The 15,396-nt window shown below is 72.8% G+C and carries 12 protein-coding genes; 10 read left to right on the top strand and 2 right to left on the bottom strand.

Going from position 1 to position 15,396, the window contains the following annotated elements; all coding sequences use genetic code 11:
- Positions 1-2,598 (top strand): nitrite reductase large subunit NirB, encoded by a 2,598-nt coding sequence (nirB, locus tag ABD335_RS12880; protein WP_344322413.1) that lies wholly within the window; start codon positions 1-3, stop codon positions 2,596-2,598.
- Positions 2,595-3,047: a nitrite reductase small subunit NirD gene (gene nirD, locus ABD335_RS12875; RefSeq protein ID WP_344322412.1), complete on the top strand. Its 453-nt coding sequence runs from the start codon at positions 2,595-2,597 to the stop codon at positions 3,045-3,047. The genes nirB and nirD overlap by 4 nt, the downstream gene beginning before the upstream one ends.
- Before the next feature lie 31 nt (positions 3,048-3,078).
- On the opposite strand, the gene ABD335_RS12870 is transcribed toward nirD, so the two are convergent.
- Complete coding sequence (locus ABD335_RS12870) at positions 3,079-4,509, bottom strand: endo-1,4-beta-xylanase (RefSeq protein WP_344322411.1); 1,431 nt, start codon at positions 4,507-4,509, stop codon at positions 3,079-3,081.
- 122 nt (positions 4,510-4,631) lie between these two features.
- Here ABD335_RS12870 and ABD335_RS12865 point away from each other — a divergent pair, with 122 nt between their 5' ends.
- From ABD335_RS12865 to ABD335_RS12835, 7 genes are all read left to right on the top strand, one after another.
- Positions 4,632-5,711 (top strand): LacI family DNA-binding transcriptional regulator, encoded by a 1,080-nt coding sequence (locus ABD335_RS12865; protein ID WP_344322410.1) that lies wholly within the window; start codon positions 4,632-4,634, stop codon positions 5,709-5,711.
- Positions 5,712-5,869: 158 nt separating this feature from the next.
- The gene (locus ABD335_RS12860; RefSeq protein ID WP_344322409.1) at positions 5,870-7,204 is read left to right on the top strand and encodes an extracellular solute-binding protein; all 1,335 of its coding nucleotides are present in this window, start codon (positions 5,870-5,872) and stop codon (positions 7,202-7,204) included.
- Complete coding sequence (locus ABD335_RS12855) at positions 7,201-8,109, top strand: carbohydrate ABC transporter permease (protein ID WP_344322408.1); 909 nt, start codon at positions 7,201-7,203, stop codon at positions 8,107-8,109. The genes ABD335_RS12860 and ABD335_RS12855 overlap by 4 nt, the downstream gene beginning before the upstream one ends.
- Complete coding sequence (locus ABD335_RS12850; protein WP_425583622.1) at positions 8,106-9,029, top strand: carbohydrate ABC transporter permease; 924 nt, start codon at positions 8,106-8,108, stop codon at positions 9,027-9,029. Before ABD335_RS12855 ends, ABD335_RS12850 begins: the two co-directional genes overlap by 4 nt.
- Before the next feature lie 52 nt (positions 9,030-9,081).
- Positions 9,082-11,349 carry a beta-xylosidase/alpha-l-arabinosidase gene (locus ABD335_RS12845; protein ID WP_344322407.1) on the top strand — a complete coding sequence of 756 codons (2,268 nt, stop codon included), beginning with the start codon at positions 9,082-9,084 and terminating at the stop codon, positions 11,347-11,349.
- Between the two features lie 152 nt (positions 11,350-11,501).
- A complete protein-coding gene (locus ABD335_RS12840; RefSeq protein WP_344322406.1) occupies positions 11,502-12,422 on the top strand; it encodes an oxidoreductase in 921 nt (306 codons plus the stop codon).
- A gap of 38 nt (positions 12,423-12,460) precedes the next feature.
- The gene (locus tag ABD335_RS12835; protein ID WP_344322405.1) at positions 12,461-13,258 is read left to right on the top strand and encodes an alpha/beta fold hydrolase; all 798 of its coding nucleotides are present in this window, start codon (positions 12,461-12,463) and stop codon (positions 13,256-13,258) included.
- 114 nt (positions 13,259-13,372) lie between these two features.
- On the opposite strand, the gene ABD335_RS12830 is transcribed toward ABD335_RS12835, so the two are convergent.
- Entirely contained in the window at positions 13,373-13,999 is a 627-nt protein-coding gene (locus tag ABD335_RS12830; protein WP_344322404.1) for a mycothiol-dependent nitroreductase Rv2466c family protein, read from the bottom strand.
- Between the two features lie 220 nt (positions 14,000-14,219).
- Here ABD335_RS12830 and ABD335_RS12825 point away from each other — a divergent pair, with 220 nt between their 5' ends.
- On the top strand, positions 14,220-15,377 hold the full coding sequence (locus ABD335_RS12825) for an alkaline phosphatase PhoX (RefSeq protein ID WP_344322403.1): 1,158 nt from the start codon (positions 14,220-14,222) through the stop codon (positions 15,375-15,377).
- Positions 15,378-15,396: the final 19 nt, after the last annotated feature.

The raw sequence follows: 15,396 nt of genomic DNA, 5'->3' as shown, positions 1-15,396 counted from the left end.
ATGCCCCGGACGCCACGCCCCACGATCGTGCTCGTCGGACACGGGATGGTCGGCCAGCGGTTCCTGGAGGAACTCGCGAACCGGAAGGTCACCGAGCGGGCCCGGGTGGTCGTGCTGTGCGAGGAGCCACGGCCCGCGTACGACCGCGTCCACCTGTCCTCGTACTTCTCCGGCACCTCGCCCGAGGAGCTGTCCCTGGTCGACGAGGGCTTCCTCGAGCGGCACGGCATCGAGCTGCACGTGGGCGACCCGGCGGTCTCGATCGACCGCGAGACGCGCACCGTCACCTCGCGCGCCGGGCTGGAGATCGGCTACGACACGCTGGTGCTGGCCACCGGCTCGTACCCGTTCGTGCCGCCCGTGCCGGGCCGGGACAGCACCGGCTGCTTCGTCTACCGCACGGTGGAGGACCTGCTCGCCATCGAGGCGTACGCGAGGCACAGCCGCGTCGGCACGGTCGTCGGCGGCGGGCTGCTCGGGCTGGAGGCGGCCGGTGCGCTCGACGGGCTGGGGCTGGAGACCCACGTCGTGGAGTTCAACCCGCGCCTGATGTCCCTCCAGGTCGACGAGGGCGGCGGCGCCGCGCTGCGCCGCACCGTCGAGGGGATGGGGCTGATCGTCCACACGGGCGTGGCCGGCCAAGAGATCACCGCCGACGCCGGCGGGGCCGTCGCCTCGATGACGCTGTCGGACGGCTCGGTGCTCGCGACCGACATGGTGGTCTTCTCGGCGGGCGTGCGCCCCCGCGACCGGCTCGCCCGCGACTGCGGCCTGGCCGTCGGCGAGCGCGGCGGCATCGTCGTCGACGAGCGCTGCCGCACCTCCGATCCGGCCGTGTACGCCATCGGCGAGTGCGCCAGGGCCGTGGACGGCACGGTGTACGGGCTGGTCGCCCCCGGCTACGAGATGGCGCGGGTCGCGGCCGAGGCCGTCGCGGGCGGAACGGGGCTCTCCTTCACCGGCGCCGACACCTCCACCAAGCTCAAGCTGCTGGGCGTGGACGTCGCCTCCTTCGGCGACGCGCACGGACGGACCGAGGGCTGCCTGGACGTCGTCTACTCCGACTCGCGCGCCGGGATCTACAAGAAGCTGGTGGTCGCCTCCGACGGCACCCTGCTGGGCGGGGTGCTGGTCGGGGACGCCGAGGCGTACGGCACGCTGCGCCCGCTGACCGGCAGCGTCCCGCCGGTGGCCCCCGAGCGACTGGTGCTGCCGGCCGGCGCGGGCGCGTCGCCGGCGCCGGGACCGTCCGCGCTGCCCGACGAGGCGGTGATCTGCAGCTGCCACAACGTCACCAAGGGCACCATCCGCGCGGCCGTCACCGACCACCGGTGCGCCGGCGTGCCCGAGGTGAAGAAGTGCACCCGGGCGGGCACCGGCTGCGGAAGCTGCGTGAAGGTGCTCACCACGCTGGTCAACGACGAGCTGGAGGCGAGCGGCGTCACCGTCGACAAGGGCCTGTGCGGCTGCTTCGCCCACACCCGCGGCGAGCTGTACGAGATCGTCCGCACCCTGCGGCTGACGTCCTTCGCCGAGCTGCTGGACGGCCACGGCCGCGAGGAGGCCCGCGGCGGCGACGGCTGCGAGGTCTGCAAGCCGGCCGTCGCCTCGATCATCGCCTCGCTCGCCCCGACGCTGGGCGCCGACGGCTACGTCCTGGACGGCGAGCAGGCCGCGCTCCAGGACACCAACGACCACCACCTGGCCAACCTCCAGCGCAACGGCTCGTACTCGGTCGTGCCGCGCGTCCCCGGCGGGGAGATCACCCCGGAGAAGCTGATCGTGATCGGCGAGGTGGCCCGGGACTTCGGCCTCTACACCAAGATCACCGGCGGGCAGCGGATCGACCTGTTCGGCGCCCGTGTGGACCAGCTCCCCGCGATCTGGGCGCGGCTGGTGGACGCCGGCTTCGAGTCGGGCCACGCCTACGGCAAGGCGCTGCGCACGGTGAAGTCGTGCGTGGGCTCCACCTGGTGCCGCTACGGGGTGCAGGACTCGGTGCGCATGGCCATCGACCTGGAGCTGCGCTACCGGGGTCTGCGCGCCCCGCACAAGTTGAAGGCGGCGGTCTCCGGCTGTCAGCGCGAGTGCGCGGAGGCGCGGAGCAAGGACTTCGGCGTGATCGCCACGGCGGGCGGCTGGAACCTGTACGTGGGCGGCAACGGCGGCGCGACCCCGCGCCACGCCGACCTGCTGGCCCAGGACCTGAGCGACTCCGAGCTGGTCCGGCTGATCGACCGCTTCCTGATGTTCTACATCCGCACCGCCGACCGGCTGGAGCGGACCGCGGCCTGGCTGGAGCGGATCGAGGGCGGCCTGGACCACGTGCGGGACGTGGTCGTCCACGACTCGCTGGGGCTCTGCGACGAGCTGGAGGCCATGATGGCCGAGCACGTGGCGAACTACCGCGACGAGTGGGCCGAGACCCTGAACGACCCGGACCGGCTGCGGCGCTTCGTCTCCTTCGTCAACGCGCCGGACGCGCCCGATCCGTCGGTGCGGTTCGTCCCCGAGCGCGAGCAGATCAAGCCCGACCTGACGGTCCTGTCCGGGCCGGACATCCCCGTCCGCACTCTCGAAGGGAGCGCTTCACGATGACCACGGTGACCGTCACCGCCTCCGAGGACGTCCCGACCGCCGCCGCGGCCGACCCGCGCGTGGAGGTGCGGACCGAGGACGGCTGGGCCGCGGTGTGCGGCCTGTCCGACCTGGAGCCGGGCCGGGGGGTGGCGGCGCTGCTGCCCGACGGCCGGCAGGTCGCCCTCTTCCGGGACCGGGCGGGCCGGACGTACGCGGTCGGCAACCGCGATCCGTTCACCGGCGCCTACGTCCTCTCGCGCGGGCTGCTGGGTTCGGCGGGGGGCCGGGCGTTCGTGGCGTCGCCGCTGCTCAAGCAGCGGTTCGACCTGGCCACGGGGCGGTGTCTGGACGACGACGAGGTGTCGGTGCCCGTCTACGCCGTCCGTACCCGCCGGCCGGCCGCGGCCCGTGTGGGGCGGGCCGCGACCGGGGCGGACCCGTCCGGCGCGCCGTCCGTCCTGCCCTGACGATCGGTGCGCCGGCCGGGGGCTTTCGGGGTCAGCCCGCGGCGCACCTCTGGCCGCCGAGGCTGACGGCGGTGCCGTCCTGGGCCGCGCCGCCGGCGGTCTGGAAGCCGAAGGAGAACGTTCCGCCGGCCGGGACCGTGCCGTTGTACGCGGCGTTGGTGACGGTGACGCGGCTGCCGCTCTGGGAGAAGCCGCCGTTCCAGCCGCCCGCGACGGTGACGCCCGACGGCAGGTCGAACTCCGCGCGCCAGCCGTTCAGGGCCTGGGTGGTGCGGACGGTGACGGAGACGACCGAACCGGTGGCCCAGCGGTTGGAGACGGTGAAGGCGGCGGTGCAGCTTCCGGTGCCGGGGTCGCCCGGATCACCGGGGTCGCCCGGGTCCCCGGGGTCGCCGCCGCCCGCCGCGACGAAAGCGGCGCGCAGCGCCTCGTAGGCCGGCTTGGGCCGGTAGTTGTCGTCCCAGGGGCAGGCCGCGCCCTCGCCGGGGAAGACGTCCGGCACCCACGAGTCGCGGTCGCTGATGCCCCAGACGGTGATGCCGGAGCAGGCGGAGACCGCCAGGCACGCGTCGGCCACCGCCCGGTAGTCCCGGGCCTGCTGCTGGAGCTTGGTGCTGTCGGCGGGCGTCCGCATCCGGATGTCCAGCTCGGTGATCACGACCTCCAGGCCGAGGTCGGCGAAGCGCTTGAGGTTCTGCTGGATGGCGGAGCCGTTCACCTGGCCGACGATGAGGTGGTTCTGGAAGCCGACCCCGTCGATGGGCACGCCCTGGGCCTTCAGGTCCCTGACGAGCCGGTACAGGCCGTCGCTCTTGGCGTTGGCGGTCTCGGTGTTGTAGTCGTTGATGAAGAGCTTGGCGTTCGGGTCGGCGGCGCGGGCGGCCCGGAAGGCGTCGGCGATGTAGGACGAGCCGAGCTGCTGGTAGAACTTGCTCTGCCGGAAGGTGCCGTCCTCGTTGAACGCCTCGTTGACCACGTCCCAGCGCTGGACCTGGCCGCGGTAGCGGCTCACCTGGGTGGTGACGTGGTCGGTCATGATCGTGCGGAACTCGCTGTTGGAGAACGAGCCGTTCTGCAGCCAGCCCGGCATCTGGCTGTGCCAGACCAGGGTGTGGCCGTAGACGAGCTGGTCGTTCTGCTGGGCGAACTGCACCAGGCGGTCGGCGCCGGACCAGTTGAACTGGCCGCGCTGGGGCTCGACCGTGTCCCACTTCATGACGTTCTCGGCGGTGACGCTGTCGAACTCGGTCGCGGCGATGTTCCGGTAGGTGCTGTTGCTCAGCAGGCCGTCGTTGATCGCCGTGCCGATGAAGCGGCCGGTGGGCTCGGCCACCTCCCTCAGGGTGGGGTCGGCGGCCTGGCTCGTGCCGACGAGTCCGAAGGCCAGGGTGGCCGCGGCGGCGGAGGCGGCTACGACCGCCCTGGCTAAACGACGTACGGTGCGTACACGGTGTGGCCTCATGCTGGGGTGTCCCTCTCTCGACGCCCCGGAACGCTTTCCGGAAGACTGTTGGAAGGTTTCGAGGGTGCGCCGGGAACGGTAGAGCCGATGAGAACGCCCGTCAACGGTGGAGGAGCAGGGGCATGGCAGACGGCAGGGCAGAGGGCGCGGCGGGCACGGCCGACGGGGTCGCCGAGCAGCGGGTCGCGCCGAAAGTGGAGCAGAAGGTGACGATCACCGCCATCGCCCAGGAGGCGGGGGTCTCGGTGCCCACGGTCTCGCGGGTGGTCAACGGCCGGTCGGACGTCGCGCCCGCGACCCGGGCCAGGGTCGAGGAGCTGCTGCGGCAGTACGGGTACCGCCGCCGCACCTCCTCCTCGGGCGACCGTCCCGCCCTGATCGACCTGGTCTTCAACGACCTGGACAGCCCGTGGGCCGTGGAGATCATCCGCGGGGTGGAGGAGACCACGCACGAGGTCGGCTTCGGCACGGTGGTCTCGGCGATCCACGACCGCGCCGGCTCGGCCCGGCAGTGGATGCGCAACCTGCGGGCCCGCGCCTCGGGCGGCGTGATCCTGGTGACCTCGGTCCTGGAGCCGGTGCTCCACGAGGAGCTGCACCGGCTGGGCGTGCCGCTGGTGGTGGTGGACCCGGCCGGGTCGCCCGCCCTGGACGCGCCGACGGTGGGCGCGACCAACTGGGCCGGCGGCATGGCGGCCACCGAGCACCTGCTGGAGCTGGGCCACCGCCGGATCGGGTTCATCGCCGGTCCGCCGCGCCTGCTGTGCAGCCGCGCCCGGATGGACGGCTACCGCGCCGCGCTGGAGGCGGCGGGCGTGCCCGTGGACGACCGGCTCATGGTGCCCGGCGACTTCTACCACGAGTCCGGTTTCACCGGCTGCAACCGGCTGATGGACCTGGACGAGCCGCCCACCGCGCTCTTCGCCTCCAGCGACCAGATGGCGCTGGGCGCCATCGAGGCGCTGCGGCGCCGCGGGATGCGGGTGCCGGAGGACATCAGCGTCGTCGGTTTCGACGACCTTCCGGAAGTGCGCTGGTCCGCTCCGCCCCTGACCACGGTGCGCCAGCCGCTGGTGGAGATGGGGAAGGTCGCGGCCCGCACCGTGCTGCGCCAGGCCCGGGGCGAGGAACTGGACTCCCCACGCGTGGAGTTGGCCACTGAACTGGTCGTTCGTGCCAGCACGGCGCCTCCGCGCGGCTGAGTCTCCGACGGTCCGTCGGACATCCGGAGGTCACGAGAACGTCACATCGTCGCCCGCCCCGCCCGTTTTTTGTCAGATCCGTTGACACACGCAGGTCGCATCCGTACGTTCCCCACACCACTACCGATAATTTTCGGATTCCTTCCGGAAGGTATGCGATGCGAACAGCACTGCTGGGCTCTGCGAAGGCGGGCCGTCGAGGGTTCCGGCGGCGCCACGCCGCCACGCTGACGGCGGCCGCCCTGGCCGCCTCCCTGCTCACCGCCTGCGGCAGCGGCGGTCCCGGCGAGGCCAAGGGCGACACCTTGGAGGTCTGGGTCTACCAGGACGCCTCCACCAAGGTGCAGCGCGAGGCGATCAAGCGCTTCAACGAGAACTCGGACGTCAAGGCCGAGCTCGTCGAGGTGCCCGGCGAGGGCTACCAGGACAAGATGCGCAGCGCCATGGGCACCCCCAACGCCCCGGACGTCTTCTTCAACTGGGGCGGCGGCAGCATCGGCAACTTCGTCGAGAAGGGCATGCTGGTCGACCTCACGCCCGAGTTCGAGAAGGACGCCGAGTTCAAGGAGTCCTTCATCCCGTCCATCCTGGAAGCGGGCAAGGTCGACGGGAAGTACTACGGCGTCCCGATGCGGGGCATGCAGCCGGTGATCCTCTTCTACAACAAGGAGGTCTTCGAGAAGGCCGGGGTCGAGCCTCCGAACACCTGGAAGGACCTCCTCGGACTGATCGACACCTTCAAGAAGGAGGGCGTCACCCCCTTCGCCCTCGCCGGCACCGACGCCTGGACCGAGCTGATGTGGGTCGAGTACCTGCTGGACCGCATCGGCGGCGCGGAGGTCTTCCAGCGCATCCAGAACGGCGACTCCGAGGCGTGGGGCGACCCGGCCGTCCTGAAGACCGCCGAGACCGTCCAGGACCTCGTCGACCGCGGTGCGTTCGGCAAGAACTACAAGTCGGTCAACTACACCGCCGACGGCGCCTCCACCCTCTTCGCCAAGGGCAAGGCCGCCATGCACCTGATGGGCAGCTGGGAGTACTCCAACCAGAAGGCCAACCAGCCGGAGTTCGCCGAGAAGCACCTGGGCTGGACCACCTTCCCCGCCCTCCCCGACGGCAAGGGCGACCCCAAGAGCGTGGTCGGCAACCCCACCAACTTCTGGTCCATCAGCTCCAAGCTGAAGGGCGCGCAGCGCGAGGCGGCCATCGAGTTCGTCAAGACCGCGAGCGAGGACTGGTACGCCGAGACGCTGGTGGACAACGGTGACGTCCCCACCACCTCGGACTCCGAGAACCTGGTCGCCGAGCACGACGCCCCCGACTACGCCGTCTACCAGTACGACATGGTGCGCGACGCCCCGTCCTTCACCCTCTCCTGGGACCAGGCCCTGCCGGCGCAGCAGGCGTCGCCGATGCTGACCAACATCCAGAAGCTCTTCAACAAGCAGCTCGGCCCCGAAGAGTTCGTCGACGCCATGAAGGCCCTCAAGTGAAGCAAGCAGCACCGACCGCGTCGCCGCGCGTGGGCCGCCCGGGCATTGCCTGGGCGGTCCCCGGCGTGTTGTTCTTCGTCCTGTTCGCCGTCGGCCCCATGGCCCTGGTCGTCTACCTCTCCTTCACCAACTGGGACGGACTCGGCTCCTTCCCCTCGGTGAGCGGCACCGGCAACTGGGAACGGCTGTGGAACGACCCCACCATGCGGCAGGCCGTGTGGCTGAGCATCGTCCTCACGGCGGCCAGCTGGCTGATCCAGACGCCGATCGCCCTCCTGCTCGGGGTGTGGGCCGCGGGCCGGCAGAAGGCCCGGGCCGTCCTCAGCGCCATCTTCTTCCTGCCGCTGCTGGCCTCCTCGGTGGCCCTGGCACTGCTGTGGAAGTCGCTGCTGGACCCCAACTTCGGCCTGATATCCGAGATCGGCCCGTGGTTCGGCCTGGAGGACGGCAACCTGCTCGGCACCGGACGGGGCGCCATGGCCGCGATCGCCTTCGTCGCCGCCTGGCAGTTCATCCCGTTCCACACCCTGCTCTACCAGGGCGGCGCCCGGCAGATCCCCAAGTCCTTCTACGAGGCCGCCTCCATCGACGGGGCGAGCACCGTCCGGCAGTTCTTCTCCATCACCCTGCCGCAGCTGCGCAACACCATCGTCACCTCCTCGGTGCTGATGGTGGTCGGCGCGCTGACCTTCTTCGACACCGTCCTCATCCTCACCGAGGGCGGACCGGGAACGGACACCACGATCGTGCCCTACCTGATGTACGAGACCGGCTTCCAGGCGTACGACATGGGCTACGCCAGCGCCATCGCCACCGTCCTCGTCGTGGTCGCCACCGCCATCTCCCTGCTGATGGTCCGGATCTCCGGCTTCAGCGCCATGCGCAGCACCCGGGAGGGGATGTGAAGACCGCAACCCGGCCGGACCACCGGCAGCCCCGGCACGTCGAGCCGAGTCCGCGGACCCCGCAGCCGCGGAACGACCGGGGCCTGCGCGGCGGGCTCCGCCGCGTCCGCAGGTGGAACGTCCCGGCGGGCGTCGCCGCCCTCGCCTGGCTGGTCGTCGTCGGCCTGCCGCTGTACGTCCTGGTCCTCACCACCCTCCGGGACCGCGACGCCTACTTCGACGAGGGGTCGCTCGCCCTGCCCGGCGACCTGACGCTGGACAACTACCGCACGGTGTTGGAGAGCGACTTCCTCACCTACCTGCTCAACACCGCGATCGTCACGGTCGCCACCGCGGCCATCGTCATCGTGCTCTCGGTGGGCGTCGGCTACACCGTCGTGCGCACCCTCAGCCGGACCTCCCAGCGCGTCTTCCAGTTCTTCCTGCTGGGCCTGGCCATCCCGGCCCAGGCGGTGATCATCCCGATCTACCTGCTGATCACCCAGATGAACCTGTACGACAGCCTGTTGGCGATCATCCTGCCGACGGCGGCGTTCTGCCTGCCCGTCTGCGTGCTGATCCTGGCGGGCACCATGCGGGACATCGAGGAGGAGATGTACGAGTCGATGGCGCTGGAGGGGGCGAGCCAGACCCGCGTCCTCCTCCAGCTCGTGGTCCCGCTCTCCCGCGGCGGGATCTCCACCGTCGGCGTCTACGCGGCACTGCAGGCCTGGAACAACTTCCTCTTCCCGCTGATCCTCACCCAGTCCCGGGAGAGCCGGGTCCTCACCCTCGGCCTCTACGACTACGTCGGTCAGTTCCGGGTGGACATCCCCGCGCTGCTCGCCGCGGTCGTGCTGTCGATCGTGCCGATCTTCGTCGTGTACCTCTTCGCCCGCCGTCAACTCGTCAACGGCCTCATGGGCGCCGGCGGGCGCTGACCCGCCTCGCGGGGACGCGCCGAGACACGCTGACGCTTGAACAAGGAGCCTCATGCATCACCACCCCTGGCAGGACACCTCCCGACCCGTGGAGGAGCGCGCCGCCGATCTGCTGTCCCGGATGACGCTGGAGGAGAAGCTCGCACAGCTCTCCAGCGTCTGGCCGGGCTCCGAGGCCGACGGCGAGGACGTCGCTCCGCTCCAGCACGAGGTCTCCGAGAAGGTCGATCTGGACGCCCTGCTGCCCCACGGCCTGGGCCAGCTCACCCGCCCCTTCGGCACCGCCCCCGTCGAGCCCGCCGAGGGCGCGCGGGCCCTGGCGGACTTCCAGACGAAGGTCGCCGCGGCGAACCGGTTCGGCATCCCGGCCATCGCCCACGAGGAGTGCCTGACCGGCTTCACCGCCTGGCAGGCCACCATCTTCCCCACCCCGCTGGCCTGGGGCGCGACCTTCGACCCGGCGCTGGTCCGGGAGATGGCCGCGGCGATCGGCGCGTCGATGCGCTCGGTCGGCATCCACCAGGGCCTCTCCCCGGTCCTGGACGTGGTCCGCGACCCGCGCTGGGGCCGCACCGAGGAGTCCATCGGCGAGGACCCGTACCTGGTGGCGACCCTGGCCACCGCCTACGTGGCGGGGCTGGAGTCGTCGGGGATCGTGTCCACGCTCAAGCACTTCGCGGGCTACTCCGCCTCGCGCGCCGCCCGCAACCACGGCCCCGTCTCGATCGGCCCGCGCGAGCTGGCCGACGTGATCCTGCCGCCGTTCGAGATGGCCCTGCGCGAGGGCGGGGCGCGCTCGGTGATGCACGCCTACAACGACCTCGACGGCGTCCCGGCGGCCGCGCACACCGAGCTCCTCACCGACCTGCTGCGCGAGGAGTGGGGATTCGACGGCACGGTGGTCTCCGACTACTTCGGCGTCTCCTTCCTGGAGATGGCCCACCGCGTCGCCGACTCCCCCGCCCGTGCCGCCGCCCTGGCGCTGGCCGCGGGCGTGGACGTGGAGCTGCCCGGCCTGCGCTGCTACGGCGAGCCGCTGCTGAAGGCCGTGCGCTCCGGCGAGGTCCCCGAGTCCCTGGTGGACCGGGCCGCGCTGCGGGTGCTGCGGCAGAAGTGCGAACTGGGCCTGCTGGACCCCGACTGGTCGGCCGTCCCGCCCGTCGGGACGGACGGCCCGGTGGACCTGGACCCGCCCGCGATGCGGGCCCTGGCCCGGCGGGTCGCCGAGGAGTCCGTGGTCCTGCTGGACAACCGGGCGGGCGTCCTGCCCCTGGACCCCACGGCCCGCATCGCCGTGGTCGGCCCGTACGCGGACGAGCCGGCCGCCATGCTCGGCTGCTACACCTTCCCCCGGCACGTCGGCGTCGAGCACCCCGAGTTGCCCATCGGCGTGGAGATCCCCACGCTGCTGGACTCCCTGGGCGCCGAGCTGCCCGGAGCCGTCCTCACCGACGACCCCGGTGACGCCGACATCGTTATCGCCGTGCTCGGCGACCGCTCCGGCCTCTTCGGCCGCGGCACCTCGGGCGAGGGCTGCGACGCCGAGGACCTCACCCTCCCCGACGGCCAGGCCGCGTTCCTGGACGAGCTGCTGGAGAGCACCGACCGTCCCGTCGTCCTGGTGCTGCTCACCGGCCGCCCGTACGCGCTCGGCCGGTGGGAGGGGCGGCTCGCCGCCACCGTGCAGGCGTTCTTCCCGGGCGAGGAGGGCGGTCCGGCCGTCGCCGGGGTGCTCACCGGCCGGGTCGACCCCTCGGGCAGGCTGCCGGTCAGCGTGCCGCGCTCGCCCGGCGGCCAGCCCTCCACCTACCTCGCGCCGCCGCTGGGCCGGAAGGGCGAGGCCAGCAACATCGACCCGACGCCGCTGTACGCCTTCGGGCACGGCCTGTCGTACACCACCTTCGAGTGGGAGGCGCCCGAGGCCGGTTCCGACACCGTCGCCACCGACGGCGGCACCGCCGTCCGCCTGACCGTCCGCAACACCGGCGAGCGGGCCGGCACCGAGGTCGTCCAGCTCTACCTCCACGACCCCGTGGCCCGCACCGCCCAGCCGGTCGTCCGGCTGATCGGCTACGCGCGGGTGCCGCTGGAGCCGGGGCAGGCCGCCGAGGTCGTCTTCGACTTCCACGCCGACCTGGCCTCGTACACCGTGCGGCCCGGCCGGCGGATCGTCGAACCCGGCGCCGTGGAGCTGCGTCTGGCCGCCTCCAGCGCCGACGTCCGCCACACCGTGCCGCTGACCCTGACCGGGCCGGAGCGCACGGTCGGCCACGACCGCCGGATGTCCTGCGGCACGGAGGTGCGCGTCCGGGCCTCCTGACGTCCCTGACCCATCCGGCCCCGGCGCCCACCCGAGCGGCGCCGGACTCCTCGCCTCGACGTCCTCCCCCGGCCTACGCTGTGCCGCGCGAAGGTGACCGATCGCGCCGTCACGGTGGACCGGGCGGACGTCGAGGCGAGGAGCGGCAGGGCATGGACTGGACCACGCGGGACATCCCCGACCTCGACGGACGCACCGCCGTGGTCACCGGCGCCAACAGCGGCCTGGGCCTCGTCACGGCGCGCGAGCTGGCCCGGCGCGGCGCGCGGGTGGTGCTCGCCTGCCGCGACCGGGAGCGGGGCGCGACGGCGCTGTGCCGGCTGCTGCACGAGGTGCCGGACGCACGGGCCGAGGTGCGGACGCTGGACCTCGCCGACCTGGCCTCGGTGCGGGCCTTCGCCGACGCGCTGCCCTGCGACCGCCTGGAGCTGCTGGTCAACAACGCCGGGCTGATGGCCATCCCGTACTCCCGCACCGTGGACGGCTTCGAGACGCAGTTCGGGGTCAACCACCTGGGCCACTTCGCGCTGACCGGTCTGCTGCTGCCCCGGCTGCTGGCCGCCCGCGGCGCCCGGGTCGTCACCGTCTCCAGCCTCGCCCACGCCCTGGCCAACGTCGACCTCGGCGACCCGCGCGGCGAGCGCCGCCACAACCCCTGGATCGCCTACGCCCGGTCGAAGACGGCGAACCTGCTGTTCACCCGCGAGCTGGCACGCCGCGCCGCGCCCCACCACGTCCTCTCCGCCGCCGCGCACCCCGGGTACTCCTCGACCGAGCTCCAGGCCAAGGGGCCGCGGATGGCGGGCAGGCGCACGCAGGAGAAGGCCATGCGCCTGTTCAACCGGCTCCTCGCCTCCACCCCCGAGGCCGGGGCGGTCCCCATCCTCTACGCCGCGACCGCTCCCCTGGTCCGCCAGGACTCCTTCACCGGGCCCAGCCGGCTGGGCGTGCGCGGGGATCCCGGCCCGTCCTGGCGTGCCCCCTGGACCCTGGACAACACGGCCGCCGAACGCCTGTGGGCGGTGTCCGAACGCCTCACCGGCGTGCGCTACGAGTTCCCCGCGCTCCGGTAGCCACGGCCGTCCGAGCGGAACGTGGCAGGGTGTTCGACATGCCCGAACACCTCCGCCTCCGAATCGCCGGCCGCACCCTCTCCTGCCTGGACTTCGGCGGGGACGGCGTCCCCGTGCTCGCGCTCCACGGCACCTTCGGCCGGGGCTCGGTCTTCGCCCGCCTGGCCCGGGACCTCGCGGGCCGGGCCCGGATCGTGGCACCCGACCAGCGCGGCCACGGCCTCAGCGACCGCGCGGCCGACTACGGCCGCGACGGCTTCGTCGAGGACGCCGCGCACCTGCTGCGCGCACTGGACCTGGGCCCCGCGGTCGTCCTCGGTCACTCCCTGGGCGGCATCACGGCCTGCCAACTGGCCGCCCGGCACCCGGAGTCGGTGAGCGCGCTGATCGTCGAGGACGTCGGTCCGGTCATGCGCCGCCCCGAGATCGCCCACCCGATCCTGGACGTGCGCGGTTGGCCCACCACCGGCCGGACCAGGGAGGAGCTCGCCCGCCGGATCGAGGCGGCCGGCGTCCCCGACAGCGGCTACTTCATGCGGAGCGCGGTCCGGGACGGGGACCGGTGGCGGCTGCTGTTCGACTGGGACGACATGATGGCGGTCCAGGAGGGCGGTATCGGCGACTGGTGGCCGGACTGGCTCGCCTCCACCTGCCCCGCCCTGGTGCTGCACGGCGGTCGAAGCACCCTGCTGCCCGCCTGGTTGGCCCGCGAGATGGTCGAGCGCCGCCCCCGCACCGAACTGGTCACCTTCCCCTCGGCCGGGCACTGGATCCACGACGACGATCCGGACGGCGTCGCCCGCGCCGTCGCCGGCTTCCTCGCCGCCCTCGGGTGACGGTGCCCGGCGACCGCCGCGCCGCCGTCCTCCCGCGGGGCGGGCACGTCCGGGACGGGGTGGGCGACCCCGGGGCGGCGCGGAGGGTCGACCGGTCGGCCGCGCGGGGCCTCCTCAGCCGACGTCCGGCTCACCGGTGCGGGTGCGCTTGAGTTCGAAGAAGCCGGGCACGGAGGCGAGCAGCAGGAGGCCGTCCCACAGCCGTCCGGCGTCCTCGCCGCGCGGCGCCGGGGAGACGACCGGGCCGAAGAGGCCCACGCGCCCGCCGTCCGGGGCGGGGAGGCCGATCACCGGCGTGCCCACGTCCTCGCCGACCAGGGCCACGGCCCGGGCGTGGGAGGCGCGGATCGCCCCGTCGTACGCGGCGGACTCCACCGCCGCCGCCGGCCGCGCGGGCAGCCCCGCGGCGGCGAGGGCGTCGGGGAAGGCGTCCCACTCGCCCCGGACGTGGAGGCGCCGGCCCAGCGCCTCGTAGAGACGGACGAGGGCGTCCGCGCCGTACTCCCGTTCGACGGCGGCGCACAGCCGCACCGGGTACCACAGGTAGTCGCCCCACCGGCCGTCCGGGTCCTCCGGATCGACCTCCCGGCCCTCGTTGAGCACCCGCAGGCTCATCAGGCGCGGGCGCATCCGGACCGGGCGGACCTTCTCCACCTCGCGCAGCCACCGGAAGGCGAGCCAGGTGTAGGGGCAGATCGGATCGAACCAGAAGTCCACGGTCGTCCTGTCCCGTTCCGTCATCGGTCCTCCCTCGCCGCGCCGTTCCCGGAGACGACCCTACGGCCGCCGGGGGTCGGGGGAACCGGTCGGCGAGCCGGACGGGACAACCGACGTTGGGGCAACCGGCCACCCGGAGCGACCGTCCGTTCATGCCCCGTCAAAGCACAGCTCCTACCTTTCCTGATCGTTCGACTCCGCGGCCGACCGGTCGCGGGGCCAGACGACCTCGGTGGAGTTGATCGTGGAACGTCGTGACTTCCTGCGCGGAGCCGTGCTCACCGGATCGGTCGCCGCCTTCGGCGGCTCCCTGTGGCGCGGCGCCGCACACGCCGCCCCCGCCCAGCCCGGCCCCGGCCCCTACGGGGCCCTGCGCCCGGCCGACGCCAACGGAATCCAACTGCCCCAGGGCTTCACCAGCCGGGTGATCGCCCGCTCCGGACAGAGGGTCCCCGGCACCTCCCACACCTGGCACAACGCCCCCGACGGCGGCGCCTGCTACGCCGACGGCAGCGGCTGGATCTACGTCTCCAACTCCGAGATCAACCCCGGCGGCGGCGCGAGCGCGATCCGCTTCGACTCCTCCGGGAACATCACCGACGCCTACCGCGTCCTGTCGAACACCCGCCAGAACTGCGCGGGCGGCAAGACCCCGTGGAACACCTGGCTGTCGTGCGAGGAGGTCGACCGCGGCTACGTCTACGAGACCGACCCGTGGGGCGTGAAGGCCGCCGTCCGCCGCGACGCCATGGGCCGCTTCAAGCACGAGGCCGCCGCCGCGGACCCGGTCCGCCAGGTGATCTACCTGACCGAGGACGTCTCCGACGGCTGCCTCTACCGCTTCCGCCCCGACACCTGGGGCGACCTGTCCTCGGGGCGCCTGGAGGTGCTCACGGGCGGCTCGGGCACCTCCGGCGCGATCGGCTGGGCCCCCGTCCCCGACCCGTCCGCCGCCTCCACCGCCACCCGCCACCAGGTCTCCGCGGCCAAGCACTTCAACGGCGGCGAGGGCTGCCACTACGCCGACGACACCTGCTGGTTCACCACCAAGGGCGACGGCCGGGTGTGGCGGCTCAACGCGGCGAGCGACACGATCGAGCTCGCCTACGACGACTCCCTGGTCTCCGGCGGCGCCCCGCTGACGGGCGTGGACAACGTCACCGGCTCGGCCTCCGGCGACCTCTTCGTCGCCGAGGACGGCGGCAACATGGAGATCTGCGTCATCACCCCCGACGACGTGGTCGCGCCCTTCCTGCGGATCAACGGCCAGTCGTCCTCGGAGATCACCGGCCCGGCCTTCTCCCCCGACGGCAGGCGGCTGTACTTCTCCAGCCAGCGCGGCACCAGCGGCAGCAGCTCGGGCGGGATCACCTACGAGGTGACGGGCCCCTTCCGGTCCTGACCCGTCTCCCCTCCCCGTC

It is taken from the genome of Streptomyces macrosporus (assembly GCF_039533145.1).
Classification (GTDB): domain Bacteria; phylum Actinomycetota; class Actinomycetes; order Streptomycetales; family Streptomycetaceae; genus Streptomyces; species Streptomyces macrosporus.
The sequence above is the reverse complement of the archived record's forward strand: the minus strand, read 5'-3'. Positions and strand labels throughout refer to the sequence as shown.

Coding starts and splice junctions, on each gene's coding strand:
- ABD335_RS12860 (WP_344322409.1), top strand. CDS start 5,870: ATGCGAACAGCACTGCTGGGCTCTGCGAAGGCGGGCCGTCGAGGGTTC.
- ABD335_RS12865 (WP_344322410.1), top strand. CDS start 4,632: ATGGCAGACGGCAGGGCAGAGGGCGCGGCGGGCACGGCCGACGGGGTC.
- ABD335_RS12870 (WP_344322411.1), bottom strand. CDS start 4,509: ATGAGGCCACACCGTGTACGCACCGTACGTCGTTTAGCCAGGGCGGTC.
- ABD335_RS12840 (WP_344322406.1), top strand. CDS start 11,502: ATGGACTGGACCACGCGGGACATCCCCGACCTCGACGGACGCACCGCC.
- ABD335_RS12835 (WP_344322405.1), top strand. CDS start 12,461: ATGCCCGAACACCTCCGCCTCCGAATCGCCGGCCGCACCCTCTCCTGC.
- nirB (WP_344322413.1), top strand. CDS start 1: ATGCCCCGGACGCCACGCCCCACGATCGTGCTCGTCGGACACGGGATG.
- nirD (WP_344322412.1), top strand. CDS start 2,595: ATGACCACGGTGACCGTCACCGCCTCCGAGGACGTCCCGACCGCCGCC.
- ABD335_RS12845 (WP_344322407.1), top strand. CDS start 9,082: ATGCATCACCACCCCTGGCAGGACACCTCCCGACCCGTGGAGGAGCGC.
- ABD335_RS12830 (WP_344322404.1), bottom strand. CDS start 13,999: ATGACGGAACGGGACAGGACGACCGTGGACTTCTGGTTCGATCCGATC.